Annotated in this window: 20 protein-coding genes; 10 read left to right on the top strand and 10 right to left on the bottom strand. The window is 68.8% G+C overall.

The genetic code is table 11. From position 1 onward, the window contains the following. The first annotated feature begins 152 nt into the window (after window positions 1-152). Window positions 153-932, top strand: coding sequence for an alpha/beta fold hydrolase (locus D3869_RS13460; RefSeq protein ID WP_119506969.1), 780 nt, complete (start codon window positions 153-155; stop codon window positions 930-932). Between the two features lie 100 nt (window positions 933-1,032). On the opposite strand, the gene D3869_RS13455 is transcribed toward D3869_RS13460, so the two are convergent. Next, a complete protein-coding gene (locus D3869_RS13455; RefSeq protein WP_247895644.1) occupies window positions 1,033-2,448 on the bottom strand; it encodes a hypothetical protein in 1,416 nt (471 codons plus the stop codon). A 267-nt stretch (window positions 2,449-2,715) separates the two neighbouring features. On the opposite strand from D3869_RS13455, the gene D3869_RS13450 reads away from it, so the two are divergent. Beyond that, on the top strand, window positions 2,716-3,447 hold the full coding sequence (locus tag D3869_RS13450; RefSeq protein WP_137140434.1) for a hypothetical protein: 732 nt from the start codon (window positions 2,716-2,718) through the stop codon (window positions 3,445-3,447). Window positions 3,448-3,609: 162 nt separating this feature from the next. After that, window positions 3,610-4,116, top strand: a complete 507-nt coding sequence (locus D3869_RS13445) for a response regulator (protein WP_137140433.1) — start codon at window positions 3,610-3,612, stop codon at window positions 4,114-4,116. Window positions 4,117-4,218: 102 nt separating this feature from the next. Here D3869_RS13445 and D3869_RS13440 read toward each other — a convergent pair whose 3' ends face one another. Further along, window positions 4,219-5,580, bottom strand: a complete 1,362-nt coding sequence (locus D3869_RS13440; RefSeq protein ID WP_137140432.1) for an HlyD family type I secretion periplasmic adaptor subunit — start codon at window positions 5,578-5,580, stop codon at window positions 4,219-4,221. Window positions 5,581-5,650: 70 nt separating this feature from the next. Next, window positions 5,651-7,342 carry a type I secretion system permease/ATPase gene (locus tag D3869_RS13435; RefSeq protein WP_137140431.1) on the bottom strand — a complete coding sequence of 564 codons (1,692 nt, stop codon included), beginning with the start codon at window positions 7,340-7,342 and terminating at the stop codon, window positions 5,651-5,653. 243 nt (window positions 7,343-7,585) lie between these two features. On the opposite strand from D3869_RS13435, the gene hutH reads away from it, so the two are divergent. Further along, window positions 7,586-9,112 carry a histidine ammonia-lyase gene (gene hutH, locus D3869_RS13430; RefSeq protein WP_137140430.1) on the top strand — a complete coding sequence of 509 codons (1,527 nt, stop codon included), beginning with the start codon at window positions 7,586-7,588 and terminating at the stop codon, window positions 9,110-9,112. A 118-nt stretch (window positions 9,113-9,230) separates the two neighbouring features. Further along, a complete protein-coding gene (locus D3869_RS13425) occupies window positions 9,231-9,761 on the top strand; it encodes a peroxiredoxin (RefSeq protein WP_137140429.1) in 531 nt (176 codons plus the stop codon). Between the two features lie 159 nt (window positions 9,762-9,920). Here the strand turns inward: D3869_RS13425 and D3869_RS13420 are convergent, their stop codons facing one another. The 6 genes from D3869_RS13420 to eno all read right to left on the bottom strand — a co-directional run bounded on the left by D3869_RS13420 (window position 9,921) and on the right by eno (window position 17,012). Continuing rightward, window positions 9,921-10,145: a DUF2061 domain-containing protein gene (locus tag D3869_RS13420; protein WP_137140428.1), complete on the bottom strand. Its 225-nt coding sequence runs from the start codon at window positions 10,143-10,145 to the stop codon at window positions 9,921-9,923. Window positions 10,146-10,252: 107 nt separating this feature from the next. Next, a complete protein-coding gene (locus D3869_RS13415; RefSeq protein ID WP_247895642.1) occupies window positions 10,253-11,044 on the bottom strand; it encodes a rhomboid family intramembrane serine protease in 792 nt (263 codons plus the stop codon). Window positions 11,045-11,216: 172 nt separating this feature from the next. Beyond that, window positions 11,217-13,154 (bottom strand): ATP-dependent zinc metalloprotease FtsH, encoded by a 1,938-nt coding sequence (ftsH, locus tag D3869_RS13410; RefSeq protein ID WP_014240204.1) that lies wholly within the window; start codon window positions 13,152-13,154, stop codon window positions 11,217-11,219. Between the two features lie 84 nt (window positions 13,155-13,238). After that, on the bottom strand, window positions 13,239-14,585 hold the full coding sequence (gene tilS, locus D3869_RS13405; RefSeq protein WP_247895641.1) for a tRNA lysidine(34) synthetase TilS: 1,347 nt from the start codon (window positions 14,583-14,585) through the stop codon (window positions 13,239-13,241). An 8-nt stretch (window positions 14,586-14,593) separates the two neighbouring features. Further along, entirely contained in the window at window positions 14,594-15,511 is a 918-nt protein-coding gene (gene ybgF, locus D3869_RS13400; protein WP_137140427.1) for a tol-pal system protein YbgF, read from the bottom strand. 223 nt (window positions 15,512-15,734) lie between these two features. Beyond that, complete coding sequence (gene eno, locus D3869_RS13395; RefSeq protein ID WP_137140426.1) at window positions 15,735-17,012, bottom strand: phosphopyruvate hydratase; 1,278 nt, start codon at window positions 17,010-17,012, stop codon at window positions 15,735-15,737. 323 nt (window positions 17,013-17,335) lie between these two features. Here eno and pqqA point away from each other — a divergent pair, with 323 nt between their 5' ends. From pqqA to pqqE, 5 genes are all read left to right on the top strand, one after another. After that, window positions 17,336-17,416 (top strand): pyrroloquinoline quinone precursor peptide PqqA, encoded by an 81-nt coding sequence (pqqA, locus tag D3869_RS34625; protein WP_014240199.1) that lies wholly within the window; start codon window positions 17,336-17,338, stop codon window positions 17,414-17,416. 68 nt (window positions 17,417-17,484) lie between these two features. After that, on the top strand, window positions 17,485-18,414 hold the full coding sequence (gene pqqB, locus D3869_RS13385; protein WP_137140425.1) for a pyrroloquinoline quinone biosynthesis protein PqqB: 930 nt from the start codon (window positions 17,485-17,487) through the stop codon (window positions 18,412-18,414). Beyond that, window positions 18,411-19,187, top strand: coding sequence for a pyrroloquinoline-quinone synthase PqqC (gene pqqC, locus D3869_RS13380; protein ID WP_137140424.1), 777 nt, complete (start codon window positions 18,411-18,413; stop codon window positions 19,185-19,187). The genes pqqB and pqqC overlap by 4 nt, the downstream gene beginning before the upstream one ends. Further along, entirely contained in the window at window positions 19,184-19,486 is a 303-nt protein-coding gene (locus tag D3869_RS13375; RefSeq protein WP_137140423.1) for a PqqD family peptide modification chaperone, read from the top strand. The genes pqqC and D3869_RS13375 overlap by 4 nt, the downstream gene beginning before the upstream one ends. Beyond that, window positions 19,483-20,589, top strand: a complete 1,107-nt coding sequence (gene pqqE, locus D3869_RS13370) for a pyrroloquinoline quinone biosynthesis protein PqqE (RefSeq protein ID WP_137140422.1) — start codon at window positions 19,483-19,485, stop codon at window positions 20,587-20,589. Before D3869_RS13375 ends, pqqE begins: the two co-directional genes overlap by 4 nt. A 45-nt stretch (window positions 20,590-20,634) precedes the next feature. Here the strand turns inward: pqqE and D3869_RS13365 are convergent, their stop codons facing one another. Further along, a complete protein-coding gene (locus tag D3869_RS13365) occupies window positions 20,635-21,072 on the bottom strand; it encodes a ComEA family DNA-binding protein (protein WP_137140421.1) in 438 nt (145 codons plus the stop codon). Window positions 21,073-21,121: the final 49 nt, after the last annotated feature.

Below are 21,121 nucleotides of genomic sequence, written 5' to 3'. Positions count from 1 at the left end.
TGGGCGGCGCCATCCTAGCGTTTTCCCCGCCCGCGTCACGCCTTTCGGCATGCCGGCCCATGTGGAATTTGAAGGCGGCGGGCGGAAACGGTCTGCTAGGATCGCCGCCCACCCATTGTCCCATCCCCCACCTTCAGACAAGCGGAACGTCCATGGCCCAGGGTCTTCCCCTCACCTATCTGGAAGCCGGCGAAGCGAACGGCGGCACCCCCCTGCTGGTCCTGCACGGCCTGTTCGGGTCGGCGCGCAACTGGCAGACCCTGGCGAAGCGCTTTGCGGAGCGGCACCGGGTCTACGCGCTGGACCTGCGCAACCACGGCGGCGCCCCCTGGTCGGACGAGATGACCTACCCGGCGATGGCCGCGGACGTGCTGCGCTTCCTCGACGACCGCGGCTTCGCGCGGGCGTCGGTGGTCGGCCATTCCATGGGCGGCAAGGTGGCGATGACCCTGGCGCTGACCCACCCCGACCGGGTGGAGCGTCTCGCCGTGGCCGACATCGCGCCGGTCGCCTACACCCACACCCACGCCCCCTTCGTGGCGGCCATGAAACAGGCCAGGCTGGAGGGCTGCACCCGCCGCTCGGAGGTCGAGGCGCAGCTCGTGGACGCGGTGCCGGAAGCCCCCCTGCGTTCCTTCCTGCTGCAGAATCTCGTTCTGGAGCAGGGGTCGTTTCACTGGCGGATCAACCTCGACGCCATTGGCGCCCGCATGAGCGACCTGATCGGCTTCCCGGATCTGGGCGACGCCCGGTACGACGGCCCCACCCTGTTCATTGGCGGAACCCGCTCCGACTACATCGTGCCGGAAAACCACGCCGCCATCCGCCGCCACTTCCCCAAGGCCGCCATCGAAATGATCGAGGGTGCCGGCCACTGGCTGCACGCCGAACGCCCGCAGGAGTTCGCCGCGCTGGTCGAAGCCTTCGCGTAACGTCTTCGTCGGGCAAAAAGAAACGGGGGCCGCGAAGGCCCCCGTTTCCGCATGCTGGCGATGCGCGATTCTGTCAGAGCGCGCCCTGACGGCGGTCTTGTCAGAGCGCGCCCTGACGGGCGCCGGTCTTGGCGGCCGGGCCGGCGGACTGGTTGAAGGCGTCGCGCAGGTAGGGCGACAGCGCCTGCCGCATCGTGCGCAGCCACTCGTGGATGATGATCAGCGAGCGGGAGGCGACCGGCGGGGTCATGCCCAGCTTCACCAGATCCTCGCGGGTCATCTGGGCCACCTCGTCGATGCGGTGGCCGGTTAGGCGCGCCCAAGCCGGGGCCGTGCAGGGCGCCATGGAGATGACCTCCACGCCCTCGCGCTCCACCATCTCCGCCTTGCGGCGGGCGTACTGGCTGTCGTCGAGCTGCGAGAACGGGCCGGAGAAGCCGTTCTCGACCAGGACGCGCTTGGCCTTCGGGGCGATGGTGGCGATGCGCTCCAGCGTGTTCATGCCGGTGGACAGCGAGGCCAGATCGACGGTGACCGGCACCATGAAGGTCAGCCGCTCGCCCTCGCCGACATAGTAGTCGAAGCCCGACACTTCGGCCCAGTTGAAGAACCACTGGGAGATGTTGCCGCCGAAGTCGTAGAGACGGCCGCCGCGCTGCAACTCCGGGCCGATCTGGTCCCAGAACTCGTAAAAGCCGTCGCCCGAGCCCATCATGTTCATGAAGTCCTGGGTGATGCGGCGGTGCTCCACCACTTCCGGACCGAACAGGCGGTTCAGGCGCTCGTTGACTTCATACTCCACGACCTTGAGCTGAAGGCCTTCGAGCATGGCGGTCGCCATCAGGTGATGGGACAGCAGCGTCTTGCCGACGCCACCGCGGTCGTTGAGAACGAAGATGGTGCCCAGCATGCGATCGCCTTTCCAGAGTCTGTTCGTTGTCGAATCTTGAGGTGTTGAAACGTGAAGGACCGGCTCCTGGAGAGTCGGAGCCTGAGTGTATCGGGACTCCGGGAGCAGAGACGGCTCATCCGGCGCACCGGGAGGCTCCACGGGGAGGGTCGCTGAAAGCACCGGAGCGGCCGGTGAAGGGTCCGGCGGGAGTTCCGGTTCAGGGACCGGTTCCGGAACGGCGGTCGGTTCGGGCTCGGCAACGGGGACGGGCTCCGCTTCCGGCGCGGCGACGTCCGGCGAATGGCCGCTTCCCTCCTCGGCCGCTTCCGGATCAGCGGCCATATCCTCGCCGTCCGCCGGCTGTCCCGCGGCGAGTGCGGCGCGGTGCACCGCGTCCAGCGTTTCGCGCGGGGTCGTGCCACCCGCATCCTCCCCGTCCGCGTCGCCGTCGCGCCCTTCGTTCCCCACGAGGAAGAAGGCGGAGCGCAGGGTGACCGGCGAGATCGGCTGGTTGTCGCGGGCGGTGACGCCCAGCTTGGCCAGCACATCGGAGATTTCCGCCCAGGACAGGCCGCGCTCGCGCATCAGGCCGATGTCGGCGTAGCTTTCGCGGACGGCCTGCATGGCCGAGCGGTTTCCAGTCGGACGATCGGCAAGGAGCCGTTCCAGTTCCGCGCGATCAATCGACACCGTGAGTACCCGGCATGCGTGGTTCTGGGGAGGGGTGGGTAGGATTTGTGATACCGCAGGATTCCGTTCCCCCCGGTGCGGAAAAAATAGTACAAGCGATTGGGGTGCGCAAACGGTTTCCAACCATGTTCAACCGCATTAAACCTGTGACACGGCAACCTTCCTTGGTCTCCGTCAGGATTGCAGGATAGGGCCCGGCGTTTGGCGAAGATGCCCTATGATTTCAGATCGCAGGATCAGCGGACCGCCGACTCCGGCCGGACGCCGGGGACGGCCATCGGCTTCCACGAGCTGCGCCAGGCCTGCGAGATCTCGGCCCTTCGCGAGGATCTGGAACGCGTCCTCCAGGACACCGGCGCCCTGCGCGACAGCATCGAGGACGCGGTGGAGCAGGTGCGCCAGCGCTTCGCCGCCCTGACGGCGGAAGAATTGGCGAACTCCGAGACGATGGCGCCGCTGCTCCAGTTCGCCGTCTCCACTCTCCTGTCCATCCGCGACGAGGCGCGGCGCATCAACACCCAGACCGGCCCGGTCGACGATGACGACCGCCCCACGCGGGCCGTCGCCGAACCGCGCCCCCAGCCTTCCACCGGGGCTCCGGCAGCACCGCCATCCGCGCCACAGACCGCGCCGCCGACCGCACCCCAAACCTACGCGCCGCCGCCGTCCGACGAGCCGGTCCCGTCCTTCGCCTCCGAACCGGCACGCGAGGAGTCGCCACCACCGCCACCGCCGGCGCCCGTTCTATCGCCCTTCGTGCCGCGCGCGCCGGCCCCGGCGCCACTGCGCCCGACGGCACCGGAGGCCACTCCCGACGCCCCGCCGGCTCCCTCCTGGCTCTCGCCATTGTCCGGGCGCAAGGGCGGTCCCGGAGCCACCGGCAGCGCTCCCCGCAGCGGCAACGTGGACTGGCTGAGCCGCCCCAAGCGCTGACCCTCCCCCTTCGCCACATTGTTGCGGGAAGGTCGCACCTCGTCCGAACGGACCCACGTCACACCGATTTTCCTTGAACTCCGAAATGGGTGCGACTACCACTTTATTTGGTAAATGAATCTTTACCAATAACACCTGCGGCGACGCATGGGGGTGGTGCTCATGACACGGGACGATGTGGACACGCTGGCACGACCGGCGTCCAACCTGGACTGGCGGCACCGCTGCCGCCCAGCCGCCCAGGCCGAGCGGACGGAGTCACCCAGGTGCGGCACCCAGGCGGCGGTCCGTCCGCTGCGGTTGCTGATCGTGGAAGACGAGACCCTCGCCGCCGAGGCGGTGGGCATGGCCGCCGTGGACCTCGGCCACATCGTCTGCGGCACCGCCCGCACCGAGGAGGAGGCGGTGGCCATCGCCGGCCGTGAACGCCCCGACGTGGCGCTGATGGACGTGCGGCTGGCCGGCGGCGACGGGATCGAGGCGGCGCGGCGCCTGCGCGCCAACTACGGCATCCGCTCGATCTTCCTCTCCGGCTACGCCAACCACGCGATCATGGCCCGCATCACCGAAACCTACCCGCTGGGCGTGGTCAACAAACCCTATTCGCTGGCTCAATTAAAGCTGGCGCTGGACCTTGCGGCGCGGCGCCTGCACGGCCCGCGCGGCTGATCGCATCCCGCTTGCCCAACAAGGAAGGGCGGCCTCCCCCGTGGGAAGCCGCCCTTTCCTTTTCCGAACCATCGCGGAGCGGGACGCCCCCGCCCCCTGCCCTTACTCCTGGATGAACGCCTTCACGTAGGAGTGCGACAGCGGCTGCACCAGATAGTCGAGCGGGGTGCGGGCGGACAGCAGGATGCGCGCCTCCACCGGCATGCCCGGCTTGATCGTCAGGTTGTGGACCTGATGGGAGTCGCTGTCCTTCAGCTTGATCCGCGCGATGTAGGATTCCTGCCGGGTGATCGGGTCCATCACGCGGTCGGCCGAGACGTAGGTCACCGTGCCGTCCAGCGAGCCGACGACGCGGCTGTCATAGGCGGTCAGCTGCACCTTCACCGGCAGATCGACGGTCAGCGACTTGATGTCCTTCGGCTGGACCTTCACCTCGGCCAGCAGGGCGCGGCCGTCCGGGATGATGTCCAGGATCGGCTCGTTCGCGGTGATCGTGCCTCCGGCGGCCCAATGGCTGTGCATCACGACGGTCCCGGCGTCCGGAGCCTTGATCGCGCGGGTCTCCAGCCGGTTGGCGGCGTCGCGGATCTGCTCGGCGAGGCGGATGACGTCGCCGCGGGACTTCTCCAGGTCGACCAGGACCTTTTCACGGAAGTCGTTGCGACGGCGCAGAAGCTCGCCCTCGGCGTCCACCGCGGCCTGGTTGGCCTGGGCGATGCGGGCCTCAAGCTCGCGGTCGCGGCCCTTGAGCTGCGCCTCCTCCTTCTGCTGCTCGACCAGCTTGGTGCGGGTGGCGTTGCCGCGGGACAGCAGACCCTGGGTGATGCGCAGATCGTCCTCGATGAGCTGGATCTCGCGGGCCAGGAACTTGCGCTGCTCCTGAAGGCTCTTGCCCTCCTCGCGCAGCGTGGCGACGCGCTCCTTGGTCAGCTTGGCCTCGGTGTCGAGCTGGTTGCGGCGGACCTGGAACAGGGTCTCCTGGTTCCCCATCAGCTTTTCCACCGTGCGGTCGTTGCCGCGGCGGCGCAGCAGCTCCTCCGGCCATTCGATGGCGGGCTGCTCGAACAGCTCGGCGGTCAGCCGCGCTTCCAGCGCCTGGGTTTCCAGCCAGGAGGTGCTGAGCACCTGGAGCCGGGTCGCCGCCTCCGTGCTGTCCAGCCGCATCAGGACCTGGCCGGCCTTCACCGTGTCACCTTCCTTGACGAGGATCTCCTCGATCTGGGCGGTCTCGGTGTGCTTCACGATCTTGCGGCCGGTCTCCGGGGCCAGCGCGCCGGAGGCCATGACGGCGCTGTGAAGCGGGGCGAGCGCGGCCCAGGCGGTCATCCCGCCGAAGCCCACCGCCAGCACCATGAAGCCGCCGGCCAGAAGCCCGCTGACCCGGGTGTCGGGAACCAGCGCGCGCAGCGCGCCGATCGACGTCATGGTCTTCGTCTTGTAGGTGTTCATGGTGGTGTCGGTCATCACAGAAGGTCCTTAATCGCCGGAAGTCGCCCGGAACTTATGCTGGGGTACTGATCTGGAGGTTCCGGCGTCAGCCGGCGGCGCTCTGCACCGGCGCCGGGCCGATGTTGCGCAGGCGGCTCCAGTTCGGACCCTGCTGCTCCTGCTGGCGTTGCGGCAGTTCGACCGCCATGCCGTTCTTCAGAACGAAGGTCTTGTCGGAGATGTCGACGAAGGCCGGGGAATGGGTCAGCACGATGGTGGTGACACCGCTGTTCTTGGCCTCGACGATGAACTCGCGCACCGCCTTGTGGCCGATCTCGTCCATGCCGGCCGACGGCTCGTCGAGAACGAGCAGCGAGGGACGGCCGTAACCGGCGCGGGCCAGGGCGATCAGGCGGGCCGAGGCGCCGGTGATCGGGAACAGCGGGTCGGTCACCTCGGTCTCATAGCCGCCGGGCAGGCTCTCGATCCAGGCATGGATGCCGGCGCGCTTGGCGGCGTCCTCGACCTTCTCCCGCGTCGTCTCGGTGAAGCGGGCGATGTTCTCGGCGATGGTGCCGGGCAGCAGGTCGGCGCCCTGGGCCATGTAGCCGATGCCCTGCTCCGGGGTTTCCGGGTTCAGCGAGGCGACGGCCAGACCGCCCAGCCGCACGGTGCCCGCCGACGGCATTGCCACACCGGCCAGCAGACGGGCGAGGACCGACTTGCCGGAGCGGTTGGGACCGGCGATGCACACCGTCTGGCCCGGCTCGACCGCCAGCGTGACGCTGCGCAGGATCGGCTTCTGGTCGCGGGGGGAGACGAACAGCAGGTTCTCGACGGTCAGACGCTCGCGCTCCACCGGGATGATCGGACGCTCCGGCTCGAGCGACAGGCGCTTCAGCAGCGGGAACAGGCGGCGGAAGGCCTGGTAGGACTTCTGGATCTGGCCCCAGGCGCCAGCGGTCTGCTCGACCGGGGCGAGGGCGCGGCCGACCAGCATGGAGGTGGCGATCATGCCGCCGAAGGACAGGTGCTGCTCGATCACCAGCAGGGCGCCGACGCCGGTCACCGCGATCTGGATGACCATGCGGACCCACTTGGTGAAGGCGCCGATGGCGGCGGCGCGCTCGGTCGAGCGGCCCTGCAGGGCGGAGGTGGTCATGGCGTCGCGGGCCACGGCGTCCAGCGCGCTCGGCCCCATGCGCAGGCCGCGCACCGTCTCCGACCGCGACAGCAGGGAGTCGAACAGGCGCTGCGAACGGCTGGCCGGGGCCTTGCTGTCCTCGGCGAAGTGGCGCACCGCCCAGTTGCTCAGATAACCCAGCGCCGTCATGATGACCATCGCGGCGACCAGGATCACGGCGAGCAGCGGGTGGATCAGGTAGATGCCGATGACGTACAGGGGCACCCAGGGCAGGTCCATCAGGGCCGGCAGCGACGGGCGGCTCATCGCGCCCTTGACCTCCATGAGGTCGCTGACCGGAGCGGTGTCCGGACGGCCGCGGCCCGAGGCGTCCAGCACGTCGGCGGTCAGCCGGCGGCGCCAGGTGACCTCCAGCGCGTTGCCCGCGCGGGCCAGGATGCGCGCCCGCACCGTTTCCATGGCGGCGCTCAGCGTCAGGGCCATGACGACGATGACGGTCAGCATGACCAGCGTATCGATGTTGCCGGACGGAATGGCCCGGCTGAAGACCTGAAGCGAATAAAGTGGCATCGCCAACATCAGGAGATTGATGGTGGCGCTGAAGACAAATGCACCAACGAGTACCCGGGTGAAATAACGTCCCCCGTGAGCCATGTCTTTATTGGTCTTTTCAGACCCGCGAGAAAACAGGCGAGGCATTTACAGCCCTCCAATTGTCACCGTTTGCGGCAGTGCCCACTGGATGCAGGCGAGGTCAGTTGGCGCGTTTTTGGTAAATGAAATCTGAAGATTGAGGGACATCACAGGAATGCCACTGAAAACCACCCCCTTTGCGCAGACGACAACGGCGCCTCATGTGAAGGACGTCCCTGTTCCCCCCGTTTCAAGGAACGCCGCATGACCGACACGCTGACCATCGACCCCGGCCATCTCGCCCTGCCCGACCTGCGGCGCATCCTGCGCGACCCGCCCGTCCTGGCCCTGGCGCCCGGCTGCCGCGCCGCCATCGACGCTTCGGCCCGCACGGTGGCGGACGCGGCGGGCGGGGAGCGCGCGGTCTATGGCGTGAACACGGGCTTCGGCCTGCTGGCGAAGAAGCGCATCCCCCCGGATCAGGTGCGGGAGCTTCAGCGGAGGCTCGTCCTGTCGCACAGCGCCGGCACCGGGCCGGACCTGCCGCCGGGCGTGGTGCGGCTGATCCTGGCGCTGAAGGTCAATGCGCTGGCGCGCGGCCATTCCGGCGTGCGCATGGCGGTGATCGAGGCGCTGCTGGCGCTCTACAACCGTGGCGTCCTGCCGGTGGTGCCGGCCAAGGGCTCGGTCGGGGCGTCCGGCGATCTGGCGCCGTTGGCCCATTTGACCGGCGTCCTGATCGGCGAGGGCGAGGCCGACGTGGACGGCGAACGGCTGCCCGCCGCCGACGCGCTGGCCCGCGCCGGGCTGGCGCCGCTGGCGCTGGAGGCCAAGGAGGGGTTGGCCCTGCTGAACGGCACGCAGGTGTCCACCGCGCTGGGTCTGGCCGGGCTGGTCGCGGCCGAGGACGGCTTCGCCGCCGCCCTGGTCGCCGGGGCGCTCAGCGTCGATGCCGCGCTGGGCAGCGACGGCCCCTTCGACGCGCGCATCCACGACCTGCGCGGCCAGCCCGGCCAGCGCGACGTGGCCGCCGTCTACCGCTCCCTGCTCCAGGGCAGCGGCATCCGCGATTCCCACCGCGAGGGGCACGAGACGGTGCAGGACCCCTACAGCCTGCGCTGCCAGCCGCAGGTGATGGGCGCGGTGCTCGACCATCTGCGCTTCGCCGCGGGCGTGCTGGAGCGCGAGGCCAACGCGGTGTCCGACAACCCGCTGGTCTTCCCGGACAGCGGCGACATCCTGTCCGGCGGCAACTTCCACGCCGAGCCGGTGGCGATGGCCGCCGACGTGCTGGCCCTGTCCATCGCCGAGACGGGGGCGCTGTCGGAACGGCGGATCGCGCTGCTGATGGACACCCACCTGTCGGGCCTGCCGCCCTTCCTGGTGGCCGACGGCGGGCTGAACAGCGGCTTCATGATCGCCCAGGTCACCGCGGCGGCGCTGGCCAGCGAGAACAAGCAGATGGCCCACCCGGCCAGCGTGGACAGCCTGCCCACCTCCGCCAACCAGGAAGACCATGTGAGCATGGCGACCCACGCCGCCCGCCGCCTTACGGACATGGCCGACAATCTGGCGGGCATCGTCGCGGTGGAACTGTTGGCGGCAGCCCAGGGGATCGACCTGCGGGCTCCGCTGTCCTCCTCCCCCGCGCTGGAGCGCGCGCGGGGGCTGCTGCGCGCCCGCGTGGCGGTGTGGACGGAGGACCGCGCGATGGCCCCGGACATCGCGGCGGCGAAACGGTTGGTGACGGAGGGCGCTTTCCGTCCCTTCGCGGAGGCGCTCCTGCCCTGATCCGACGACCGGCTGAGACAAGACCGCGCAGGCGGCTCCGGCCGGTATTCGTCAATCCGTTGAAGGGCTAAGCTCAGGCATCCCAAACCAACCGCTTCACCTCGATCCGGAGACCATCATGGAAGGACGCAAAGTCCCCTCGGTCGTGTTCAAGACCCGCGTGCGCGACGAGAGCGTCGGCGGCCCCAACCCGTTCCGCTGGCAGGACGTCAGCAGCGACGATCTGTTCGCCGGCAAGCGCGTCGTCGTCTTTTCCCTGCCCGGCGCCTTCACCCCGACCTGCTCCAACCAGCAGGTGCCGACCTACGACGCGCTTTACCCGGAGTTCCGCGACTTGGGCGTGGATGAGGTCTATTGCCTCAGCGTCAACGACGCGTTCGTGATGTTCCAGTGGGGCAAGCATCTCGGCGTGAAGAACGTCAAGCTGATCCCCGACGGCTCGGGCCACTTCACCCGCCGCATGGGTATGCTGATCAACAAGGATCATGTCGGCTTCGGCATGCGGAGCTGGCGCTACGCCATGGTGGTGACCGACGGCGTGATCGAGAAGCTGTTCGAGGAGCCGGGCATCAACGACGCCGGCGAAGGCGGCGACCCCTACGGCGAATCCGCTCCGGAAACGGTGCTCGCCTACCTGCGTTCGCGCTGAACTGGTATCCCGGTTCTTTGGCCCTCTCCCCTCTGGGGAGAGGGTGGCCCCGAGGGCCGGTGAGGGGGGTTGCGCATAGCGGTAAGTTCGGCACAAGCGCATCCCCCTCACCCTGACCCTCTCCCCAGAGGGGAGAGGGGATTATAAGCACCGGTCTTTTCAGGCCGGAACCGCGGTCCCCTCCGCCGGCTCCGCCTTGGCCGCCTGCGCCTTGCGGCGTTCATGGGCCGCCCAGGCCCGCTCGTGCAGGTGATAGGCCACCGTGTTGCACAGCGGCTCCACCAGCGCCAACGCGCCGCCCACCGCGATGCTGCCGGTCATCAAATAGCCGACCGTGAAGGCCACCGAGAAGTGGATGCAGGCAAAGCTGAAGGTCTTGGTCATCGCGAGGCTCCCGAACACCGCCGTTCTTGTTCAGCCTCAGCATGAGCGCTGCCCGACAACAGGTCCAATCGAATGATAAAAACCCATCAATAGACGCAGCCTATCATTTATCGAAAGGGACGGCGACGGTCGCCCGCTTCCGGCACGCTCCCGCGGCGCAACCGGGTGCCCGGCGGAACGACCGCGAAGGGGCGGCTGTGCGGCGGCTCCAGCAACCGCACCTCGGGCCGCTTGAAGAAGGGGATCAGCGCCGCCCCCATGACGAACCCGCCGACATGCGCCCAGAAGGCCACCCCGCCGCTGTCGTCGGAGGTCGGGGTGGTGACCCCGCTCAGGATCTGCCCGACAAACCAGAAGCCCAGCACCAGCACCGCCGGGACGCTGATGACGCGCACGATGATGATGAACCAGAAGAAGACGCCGACATTCGCCCGCGGGTGCAGCACGAGGTAGGCGCCGAGCACCCCGCCGATGGCCCCGCTCGCCCCCACCATCGGCACTTCGGACGTTGGAGCGGCGAAGCTCTGAGCCAGCGCCGCCGCCGTCCCGCACAGCAGGTAGAAGACCACGAAGCGGCCCCGCCCCATGCTGTCCTCGACATTGTTGCCGAAGATCCAGAGGTACAGCATGTTGCCGGCGATGTGCAGGAAGCCGCCATGCATGAACATGGAGGTGATGACGGACATCCAGGGCGGAACCACCCGCAACGGCTCCGGCAACTCGGCGTGGCCGAACAGCACCGCCGGAACGAGGCCGAAGGAATAGACCGCGAGATTTCCGGCCCGCGCCCCCAATGAGAGCTGCCACAGGAACACCATCACGCACAGCGCGATCAGCGCCATGGTGACGACCGGCGTCCGCCGCGTCGGGTTGTCGTCGTAGATGGGCAGGAACAGCATCGGCGGCGCTTTCGGTTGAGACAACCCTGTTCAGTACGATGGTCCCGCTCCTTGGTTCCGCCAAGACGTACGGGAGACGCGTACAGGCGGAAGGCGGCAAAGAAAAACCGGCGCCCCTTGCGGAGCGCCGGTTTCGCTGACTTAAGCTGCGGTGTGGATCAAGCGCACGCCATCAGGTGCCCTGGGGCTCCGGGTCCATCCCGCCGCTTTCCTTGGTGGTCGGCACCGACGGGCGGCGGCCCGAGGTCGGGGTCGGCTGCTTCGGCGGGGCCGGGGAGAAGCCTTCGCGCTCGTCGTTGCGGATCAGCGGCTCGCCGCGCAGCAGGCGGGCGATGTCCTCACCGCTCAGGGTCTCGTACTCCAGCAGACCCTTGGCGATCGTGTGGAGCTGGTCGATGTTCTCCGTCAGGATGCGGCGGGCCTCGCCGTACGCCTCGTCCACGATCCGGCGAATTTCCTCGTCCACCGTGCGGGCCGTGGCGTCGGACATGTTCTTGTGCTGGGTGACGGAGTGGCCGAGGAAGACCTCCTGCGTCGGCTCGCCGTAGAGCAGCGGGCCCAGCTTGTCGCTCATGCCCCATTCGGTGACCATGCGGCGCGACATGTCGGTGGCCATCTTGATGTCGCCCGACGCGCCGGTGGTCACGCGGTCCTTGCCGAAGATCAGCTCTTCCGCGATGCGGCCGCCCATGGCGACGCGCAGGTCGGCGTGCAGCTTGGCCTGGGACAGCGAGATGCGGTCGCCTTCCGGCAGGCGCATCACCATGCCCAGGGCGCGGCCGCGCGGGATGATGGTGGCCTTGTGCACCGGATCGCTGTCCGGCTGGTGGATGGCGACGATGGCGTGACCGGCCTCGTGGTAGGCGGTCAGCTTCTTCTCGTCCTCGGTCATGACCATGGAGCGGCGCTCCGCGCCCATCATGACCTTGTCCTTGGCGGCCTCGAACTCGGCCATGCCGACGACGCGCTTGCCGATGCGGGCGGCGAGCAGCGCGGCCTCGTTGACGAGGTTGGCGAGGTCGGCGCCCGAGAAGCCCGGGGTGCCGCGCGCGATGACCTTGGCGTCGACGTCCGGGGACAGCGGCACCTTGCGCATGTGGACCTTGAGGATCTTCTCGCGGCCCAGCACGTCCGGGTTCGGAACGACGACCTGACGGTCGAAGCGGCCCGGACGCAGCAGCGCGGGGTCGAGCACGTCCGGACGGTTGGTCGCGGCGATGAGGATGACGCCCTCGTTCGCCTCGAAGCCGTCCATCTCGACCAGCAGCTGGTTCAGGGTCTGCTCGCGCTCGTCGTTGCCGCCGCCCAGGCCGGCGCCACGATGGCGGCCGACGGCGTCGATTTCGTCGATGAAGATGATGCAGGGGGCGTTCTTCTTGCCCTGCTCGAACATGTCGCGGACGCGGCTGGCGCCGACGCCCACGAACATCTCGACGAAGTCGGAGCCGGAGATGGTGAAGAACGGCACGTTGGCCTCACCCGCCACGGCGCGCGCGGTCAGGGTCTTACCGGTGCCCGGCGGGCCGACGAGCAGCACGCCCTTCGGGATCTTGCCGCCCAGACGCTGGAACTTCTGCGGGTCCTTCAGGAACTCGACGATTTCGGCCAGCTCCTGCTTGGCCTCGTCGATGCCGGCGACGTCGTCGAAGGTGACCCGGCCGACCTTCTCCGTCAGCAGGCGCGCGCGGGACTTGCCAAAGCCCATGGCCTTGCCGCCGCCCGACTGCATCTGACGCATGAAGAAGATCCAGACGCCGATCAGCAGCAGCATCGGGAACCAGGACAGCAGGACGGAGAACAGCGACGGCACGTTGCTGTCGTCCGGAACGGCGCTGATGCGCACGTTCTTCTGCGTCAGCCGCTCGACCAGCCCGGCTTCGGGCGGGACGTAGGTGCTGAAGGACCGGCCGTCGGTGAAGTGGCCGGAGACCTGGTTTCCTTTGATGGTGACGTCGGCCACTTGGCCGCGGTCCACTTCGGCGAGAAGCTCGCTGAACGGAACCGTCGTCTGCGGGCTGCGCGTGGAGGAGCTCTGGAAGAGGTTGAACAGGGCCACCAACAGCAGCCCTATGATGATCCAGAGCGCGAGATTCTTGCCGAAATTGTTCACGTCAAAAGCCTTTCTGCGAACCCTGCGCGGAAAGGTAGGCTGATGCGGAGCCACCCCTCCCGGGCTTACGGGCACGTTCCCAGATTAAATAATGCCGACACGGTCCGAAACAACCGGAAAAGCTGGACCGGCCAACACCACCCCGGGCGCGTGCAAAGCGACCGCCGAAAGGGGGAATCCGGGCCGCGAAAAGCCCAGATGCGGCGCCGCCACCAGCCCATTTCCGTCCCACAGCGCCGGCAGCGTCTCGCGGACCGGTTCGGGCAGGCCGATGCGGCCCGAATCCGGGCTTGCGGACCGCACCCTTTGCCACCCCTCCTGCCCCAATTTTCCCACGGTGAGCGAACCGCCCGCCCCTACCCCCAGCCGAACGGCGAATCGGCGATCCCACCAGACCTCTCCGCCTGGGGTAAGGTCCAGCCGTTCGGTGACCCCGACCGGCTCCCGCGCGATCACCAAACGCCCCCTCCGCGGGACGATGCGGCAGCCGCCCAGCGTGCGCCCGCGGAAGCCGCTGTCGGCGATCTCGGCGAACAGACGCTCCACCGCCTCGTCCTTCGGTGGGTAGGCGCCGCCCCCCGTCGCAGCGATGCAGCGTGCCAGCGCGCGCAGGCCAAGTTCCTCCGCTGCCTCCAGCAATGGCTTCGGGTCCAGCCGCAACCAACCCTCGGGGTACATCTCCACGGCCTCGGCCAGCAGGGCGGCGGTCCCCGCTTCCAGCGCGTTGCGGGCGCGGGCGGCCCGGCGGGCGAGGTCGGCCAGACGCGGCGTGTCCAATCCCTCGGCGACCAGCGCCTCCCCCGCCGCACGCAGGCGGGCGCGAGCAAAGCGCGGGTTGCGGTTGGACGGGTCCTCGATCCACTCCTGGCCAAAGGCGCGGCAGGTCGCCACCATCCGCCCGTGGGACAGGTCCAGCAGCGGCCGGATCACCCGCACCGCCCCCGCGGCGCGCACCGCCGCCATACCGGCCAGCCCATCAATGCCGGAGCCGCGGGCGAAGCGCAGCAGCACCGTCTCTGCCTGGTCGTCGCGATGGTGGGCGAGCGCCAGATGGAGGATGCCCTCCTGCCGGCAGTGTTCGGCCAGCAAGCGGTGGCGCGCGGCGCGGGCCGCCTCCTGGATGCCGGTCGCCGGCTTCTCTCCGTCCCAGCGCAGAACAGCGTGGGCGATGCCGCGCGCCTGGAGCCAGCCGCCCACCCGGGCGGCCTCCGCCGCCGACTCCGCGCGCAGGCCATGATCAACGATCAGCGCGAGGACATCCCCGCCCCGTTCCGCCGCCCATCGTTGGGCGAGCAAAGCCAGCCCGAGGCTGTCCGCCCCACCGGACACGCCAACCGCCACACGCGGCCGCGTCTCAAAGCCGCCCAGCCGGTCCATGCGGGTGGCAAACTCACCCGCGGAAATCGGCCCGGACGGGTCGGACGCGTTCACCGCACCCGTCAGGCGCAGTTCAGGCGGCGGCGCTCGGTGTCGGCGCGACGCTTCACGCTGGCCGACGCCTCCGGGAACTTGGTGATCAACTGGTTGAACGCCGTGCAAGCGTCCTTCTTCTGGTTGAGCTGCTGCAGCGACATGCCGAGCTTCAGCAGATTGTCCGCCGCCTTGTTGTTCTTCGGGTACTTCTGCACGCCCTCGGCGAAGGCCACGGCGGCGTCCTGGAACTTGTTGCGGACGTAGTAGGTCTCACCCAGCCAGTACTGGGCGTTGCCGGCAAGCTGGTGGCCCTTGTTCTTCGCCAGGAAATCGCTGAATGCCTTCTCCGCCTTGTCGTAGTCGGACTGGCGCAGCAGCTCGAAGGCGTGCTCGTACTGCTTCTCCGGGGTCGAGTTGGCGGGAAGCGGCGCCAGGGCGGCGGTCTGCTTCTCCGCCGGCTTGTCGGCTGTCCTTTCAGGGGCCTTCTCGGGCGCCTTGGCGGCGCTGGGGGCCGCGGCCGGAGCCGCCGCGCTGGGCTTGGCCGGGGCGCCGAACGGGTCGCTGGCCGCCCCGCCGCCCTTGCTCTCCAGCTCCTTCAGGCGAAAGTCGATGTCGCTGTTGACCCGCTCCAGCCGATCCTTCATCTGCGAGATCTGATAGGTCGCCTCTTCGTAGCGCCCGGTCAGCTCCGACAGGGCGCGCTCCAGCTTCTGCAGCCGCACCTCGAAATCGGCGGCCAGCGAAGGCTGGATCTCGGCGGTCTGCCCCCGCGTGTAGGAATTGCCCGGGTAGGCCTGGGCCACCTCGATGCGCCCGCCCAGCGCCTCCACCCCCGACTCCAGCCGGTCCAGACGGTCCTGCAGCGAAACCGTCTGCGCGAGGACGGAACCGCTGCACAGCAGGCCGCCGAGCAGAAGGGCGGCGAAAGAAGTGGTCTTGGTCATGCGTCGAGGGTCCTGTCCGGGCGGGAAAAGCCGTCGTTGAGAGGGTGCCGGCCCAAGCGGGCGAAACTATGGCGGCTGTTTACCAGAAGCGCGCGCCCCTTGCACGGTGGTGATTTGGAAATCTCCCGCGCACCGGGCGCACACCCGGAAGAGACCACAGAAAAAAGCCCCTTCCCGGTGTCCCGGAAAGGGGCCTTCTCCGAAGGAAATCCTTAAGAGCGTGTTACGCCTTGAGGATGCCGCGGCCGGCGAAGCGGGCGGCGGTGCCGAGCATCTCCTCGATGCGGATCAGCTGGTTGTACTTGGCCAGACGGTCGGAGCGCGACAGCGAGCCGGTCTTGATCTGGCCGCAGTTGGTGGCGACCGCCAGATCGGCGATGGTGCTGTCCTCGGTCTCGCCCGAGCGGTGCGACAGGACCGCCGTGTAGCCGGCCTTGTGCGCCATGTCCACGGCCTCCAGCGTCTCCGACAGGGTGCCGATCTGGTTGACCTTGACCAGGATCGAGTTGCCCACGCCCTTCTTGATGCCGTCCGCCAGACGCGCCGGGTTGGTCACGAACAGGTCGTCGCCGACCAGCTGCACCTTGCCGCCGATGGCGTCGGTCAGCGCCTTCCAGCCTTCCCAGTCGTCCTCGGCCATGCCGTCCTCGATCGAGATGATCGGGTAGCGGCCGACCAGATCGGCCCAGTAGGAGACCATCTGCTCCGGCGCCAGCGACTTGCCCTCGCCGGCCAGCTCGTACTTGCCGTTCTTGAAGAACTCGGTCGAGGCGGCGTCGATGGCCAGCATGACGTCGTCGCCCGGCTTGTAGCCGGCGGCCTCGATCGCCTTCATCACGAAGCCCAGCGCGTCCTCGGTCGAGGCGAGGTTGGGGGCGAAGCCGCCCTCGTCGCCGACGTTGGTGTTGTGCCCGGCGTCCTTGAGCTTCTTCTTGAGCGCCTGGAAGATCTCCGAGCCCATGCGGATGGCCTCGGCGCCGTTCTCGGCGCCGACCGGCATGACCATGAACTCCTGGATGTCGATCGGGTTGTCGGCGTGGGCGCCGCCGTTGATGATGTTCATCATCGGCACCGGCAGCAGGTTGGCAAAGGCGCCACCGACGTAGCGGAACAGCGGCAGGGCCGCCTCTTCCGCCGAGGCCTTGGCGACGGCGAGCGAGACGCCGAGGATGGCGTTGGCGCCGAGCCGGCCCTTGTTGGGGGTGCCGTCCAGCTCGATCATGGCGAGGTCGAGGGCGCGCTGGTTGGAGGCGTCGAGGCCGGCGATGGCGTCGAAGATCTCGCCGTTGACCGACTCCACGGCCTTCAGCACGCCCTTGCCGCCGTAGCGGGACTTGTCGCCGTCGCGCAGTTCCACCGCCTCGTGCGCGCCGGTCGAGGCGCCCGACGGGACGGCGGCGCGGCCGAAGGCGCCGGATTCGAGCAGGACGTCCACCTCGACGGTCGGGTTCCCGCGGCTGTCGAGGATCTCGCGGGCGTGGATTTCGGTAATGGCGCTCATGTTTGTCCTTCCTCCGCGTTGCGCGCGTCCGCTGGGTGATCTTTCCAGGCGGATGATCTTTCCAGGCGAAAAAGAAGCGCGCGGGCTTGATAGCCTCGCGTGCGGGGGGATGCAAGGCCGCTGGGGCGCAAACTCGCAGGGAAGGACGCCCGGACGGTGGAGCACCCTATCCGGTTGTGCAGCGCACCTGCTTCCAAAGTCGCATAGACCACCTTGTCCCGTACCCGTAGCGTTCTAACGTTCGCTAGCGGGGCCGCCCGCGGCGGGCGGCAACAGCCCCTGGGAATCACCCCAAGGCCAATCCAAGCGCGGAGGACCCAACCATGAAGACCTGGCGCAAGCCCCAGATCGTCGAAATCGCCGTCGGCACCGAGATCAACGCCTACGCCTGCGCCCGTCTCTGAGCGCCGGCCGGTTCCCATGCGTGACGACCGCCGCCTGATTCGGGCCGCCTGATTCGGAAAGGCATCCCATGCTGACGATTCTCGTCCTTGGCTCCGCCGCGGGCGGCGGTTTTCCCCAGTGGAACTGCAACTGCGCGGGCTGCCGCCGCGCCCGCACCGGCGATCCGGCGGCCCGGCCGCGCACCCAGTCGTCGCTCGCCGTCAGTGGCGGCGACGGGCGCTGGCTGCTGCTGAACGCCTCGCCGGACATCGGCCGGCAGATCCTCGCCAACCCGGCGCTGCACCCGCAGACCGGCGTGCGCCACAGCCCCATCGCCGCGGCGGTGCTGACCAACGCCGACATCGACCATGTGGCGGGGTTGCTGACGCTGCGCGAATCCCAGCCGCTGGCCGTCTACGCCACCGACCGGGTGCACGGCGTGCTGGAGGCGAACGCCGTCTTCCGGGTGGTCAACCCGGAGTTGGCGCCGCGCCGCGCCATGGCGCTGGATCGGCCCTGGGTTCCCGCCGACGCCGCCGGAACCCCCTTCCCCTTCGAGATTGAAGCCTTCGCCGTGCCCGGCAAGGTCGCGCTCTATCTGGAGGACCCGTCGGCCGCCGGCTTCGGCTCGGTGGCGGAGGACACGGTGGCGCTGCGCATCCGCGACCGCAACGGCGATGGGGAGTTCTTCTACATCCCCGGCTGCTCGGCCATGCCGGGCTGGCTGGCCGACCGGCTGCGCGGTGCGCCACTGGTGCTGTTCGACGGCACTACCTGGACCGACGACGAGATGATCCGTGCCGGCACCGGCAGCAAGACCGGCCAGCGCATGGGCCACATGGCGATGTCCGGCCCGGACGGCTCGATCGCCGCCTTCGCGGACCTGGGCGTGCGGCGCAAGGTCTTCGTCCACATCAACAACACCAACCCGGCGCTGCTGGACGACTCGCCCGAACGGGCCGCCGCCGCCGCCGAAGGTTGGGAGATCGCCCACGACGGGATGGAGTTCACCCTATGACGTCACCGCTGTCGCGCGAAGGTCTGGAACGCGAGCTGCGCGCCATCGGCGAGCGCCAGTACCACGACCTCCACCCCTTCCACAAACTGCTGCACGGCGGGAAGCTGAAGCGCGGGCAGGTCCAGGCCTGGGCGCTGAACCGCTTCTACTATCAGGTCTGCATTCCGAAGAAGGATCTGGCCCTGATGGCGCGGATGGACGATCCGGCGCTGCGCCGCATCTGGATTCAGCGCGTGCTCGACCATGACGGCTTCGGCGAGAGCCGGGAGCGCGAGGAGGGCAAGGTCGGCGGAATCGAGCGCTGGCTGCGCCTGACCGACGGGCTGGGTCTGGACCGCGACTATGTCACCTCACTGAGGGGCATCCTGCCGGCGACCCGCTACGCCGTGGATTCCTACGTCAACTTCGTGTCGAGCAAATCGACGCTGGAGGCCGTTGCCTCGTCCCTGACCGAGCTGTTCGCCCCGGCCATCCACCGCGAGCGCATCGCCGGGTTCGAGGCCTATTACGCCTTCGCCAACGACGCCACCCTGTCCTACTTCCGCAAGCGGCTGGACGAGGCGCCGCGCGACGTCGAGTTCGGGCTCGACTATGTGCTCGACAACGCCCGCACACCGGAGCAGCAGCAGCAGGTGATCGCCGCACTGCGCCACAAGGCGGAGCTGCTGTGGGCGCAGCTGGACGCGCTCCACCACGCCTATGTGTCGCCCGGCCTGATCCCGCCCGGCGCCTTCGTGCCGGACGACATGGAACCGACGGTCTACCGGCGATGACGGACGGCGTGACCGAGGAGGACCGGGTCCGGCTGGCCCCCGGCGTCATGCTCCGCCAGGACCGGGTGCGCGGACACTGGCAGCTTCTGGGGCCGGAGCGCGTGCTGATCCTGGACGAGGTGGCGCTGGAGGTGGTGCGGGCCGTCACTGCACGGCCTCAGGCGGACCAGCCTCCGGCAACGGTGGGCACGGCCATCGCCGCGCTGGCCGCGCAATTCGACGCGCCGCGGGAGGAGATCGCCGCGGATGTGTTGGAACTGTTGGGCGACATGATCACGAAGGGGTTCCTGACCCGATGACCTTCTGTGGCGCCACGACCGGACTCGAACCGCCGCTGGCCCTGCTGGCGGAACTGACGCACCGCTGCCCGCTGCGCTGCGCCTACTGCTCCAACCCGTTGGCCCTCGACCCGGCCAGCCGCGAGCTGGACACCGCCGCCTGGTGCCGCGTGCTCGACGAGGCGGCCGACCTCGGCATCATCCAGGTCCATTTCTCCGGCGGGGAGCCGACGGCGCGCAAGGACCTGGAGGCGCTGATCGCCCACGCCACCGCGGCCGGGCTCTACGCCAACCTCATCACCTCGGCGGTGCTGCTCGACCGGGCGCGGCTGGAGCGGCTGCGCGACGCCGGGCTCCAGCATGTGCAGATCGGCTTTCAGGACACGGTGCCCGCCAAGGCCGAACTGATCAGCGGCTTTCCCGGCGGCCAGCCGAAGAAGCTGGAGGTGGCGCGCGCGGTCACCGACGTTGGCATGGCGCTGACCGTCAACGCCATCGTGCAGCGCCACAACATCGACCGGGTCGACGATTTCATCGACATGGCGCTGGAGCTGAAGGCCGGCCGCATCGAGATCGCCAACGTCCAGTATTACGGCTGGGCGCTGAAGAACCGCGCCGCCCTGATGCCGACCCGCGAGCAGCTGGTCCGCATGGACGAGCGGGTGCGCGCCCGCCTGCCGGAGCTGAAGGGCCGGCTGGTCGTCGACTACGTGGTGCCGGATTATTACGCCAAGCGCCCCAAGGCCTGCATGGGCGGCTGGGGGCGCAAGTTCCTGAACGTGACGCCCAGCGGCTCGGTCCTGCCCTGCCACGCCGCCGAGACGATCCCCGGCATGAGTTTCGACCGGGTGACGGAGCGTCCGCTGGCCGACATCTGGGCCAACTCCGCGGCCTTCCAGCGCTACCGCGGCACCGACTGGATGCCCCAGCCCTGCCGGAGCTGCGACCAGAAGGAAATCGACTGGGGCGGCTGCCGCTGCCAGGCGCTGGCGCTGACCGGAAGCGCCGACAACACCGACCCGGTGTGCGACCTCTCGGAGCATCATGGTCTGCTCGCCGAGATCGCCGCGGAGGACGGCGGCACGGCTGAGGCGCCGATCACCTACCGGAGCTTCAGCCTGTAAGGGCGGCCCCCATTCCACAGTTTAGGAAAGAGGGCCGCTTCCCTCTCACTTCTTCGGGGCGGTCGCCGCCGAGGCGCTGGTCTTGGAGCCGCCGACCGCGGCGATCCGGCCCTTGATGTCGTCGTAGACGTTCTGCGGGACGATCTTCTTGCTGACCAGCTCGTCCTTGGACCGGTAGGGGCGGTTCTTCACGATGGCCTCGGACCGCGCCTCGCCGATTCCCGGCAGGGTCTGAAGCTCGTCCTTGCCGGCTGTGTTGAGGTCGATGACCTTGGCCTTCGCCGTCGTCGACGACGATCCGCTGCCCATCGGCGGCGCGGTGGTGGTGCCGCTGTGGCCCGGCGGCATGGCCGGCTTGGCCTGCGGCATCGGCGTGGTGGAAGGCGTTGCGGACGGCGCGGTCGATTGCGCGAAAGCGGGAACGGCGATCATCGCGCCCACACTGGCGATGGCGGCGATGGCGCACAGGCGGATCGGCTTCATGGCGTTGCTCCATGGCTCATTCCGCGGGCGCTCCACCATAAGCGCGGCG

It is taken from the genome of Azospirillum brasilense (assembly GCF_005222205.1).
Classification (GTDB): domain Bacteria; phylum Pseudomonadota; class Alphaproteobacteria; order Azospirillales; family Azospirillaceae; genus Azospirillum; species Azospirillum brasilense_G.
This window is presented reverse-complemented; position numbering and strand designations above follow the sequence as displayed.

What these genes read in the sequence shown, in the direction of transcription:
- D3869_RS13460 (WP_119506969.1), top strand. Translation starts at nt 153, where the DNA reads ATGGCCCAGGGTCTTCCCCTCACCTATCTGGAAGCCGGCGAAGCGAAC.
- D3869_RS13455 (WP_247895644.1), bottom strand. Translation starts at nt 2,448, where the DNA reads ATGCAGGCCGTCCGCGAAAGCTACGCCGACATCGGCCTGATGCGCGAG.
- D3869_RS13445 (WP_137140433.1), top strand. Translation starts at nt 3,610, where the DNA reads ATGACACGGGACGATGTGGACACGCTGGCACGACCGGCGTCCAACCTG.
- D3869_RS13440 (WP_137140432.1), bottom strand. Translation starts at nt 5,580, where the DNA reads ATGACCGACACCACCATGAACACCTACAAGACGAAGACCATGACGTCG.
- D3869_RS13435 (WP_137140431.1), bottom strand. Translation starts at nt 7,342, where the DNA reads ATGGCTCACGGGGGACGTTATTTCACCCGGGTACTCGTTGGTGCATTT.
- hutH (WP_137140430.1), top strand. Translation starts at nt 7,586, where the DNA reads ATGACCGACACGCTGACCATCGACCCCGGCCATCTCGCCCTGCCCGAC.
- D3869_RS13425 (WP_137140429.1), top strand. Translation starts at nt 9,231, where the DNA reads ATGGAAGGACGCAAAGTCCCCTCGGTCGTGTTCAAGACCCGCGTGCGC.
- D3869_RS13420 (WP_137140428.1), bottom strand. Translation starts at nt 10,145, where the DNA reads ATGACCAAGACCTTCAGCTTTGCCTGCATCCACTTCTCGGTGGCCTTC.
- D3869_RS13415 (WP_247895642.1), bottom strand. Translation starts at nt 11,044, where the DNA reads ATGCTGTTCCTGCCCATCTACGACGACAACCCGACGCGGCGGACGCCG.
- ybgF (WP_137140427.1), bottom strand. Translation starts at nt 15,511, where the DNA reads ATGACCAAGACCACTTCTTTCGCCGCCCTTCTGCTCGGCGGCCTGCTG.
- eno (WP_137140426.1), bottom strand. Translation starts at nt 17,012, where the DNA reads ATGAGCGCCATTACCGAAATCCACGCCCGCGAGATCCTCGACAGCCGC.
- pqqA (WP_014240199.1), top strand. Translation starts at nt 17,336, where the DNA reads ATGAAGACCTGGCGCAAGCCCCAGATCGTCGAAATCGCCGTCGGCACC.
- pqqB (WP_137140425.1), top strand. Translation starts at nt 17,485, where the DNA reads ATGCTGACGATTCTCGTCCTTGGCTCCGCCGCGGGCGGCGGTTTTCCC.
- pqqC (WP_137140424.1), top strand. Translation starts at nt 18,411, where the DNA reads ATGACGTCACCGCTGTCGCGCGAAGGTCTGGAACGCGAGCTGCGCGCC.
- D3869_RS13375 (WP_137140423.1), top strand. Translation starts at nt 19,184, where the DNA reads ATGACGGACGGCGTGACCGAGGAGGACCGGGTCCGGCTGGCCCCCGGC.
- pqqE (WP_137140422.1), top strand. Translation starts at nt 19,483, where the DNA reads ATGACCTTCTGTGGCGCCACGACCGGACTCGAACCGCCGCTGGCCCTG.
- D3869_RS13365 (WP_137140421.1), bottom strand. Translation starts at nt 21,072, where the DNA reads ATGAAGCCGATCCGCCTGTGCGCCATCGCCGCCATCGCCAGTGTGGGC.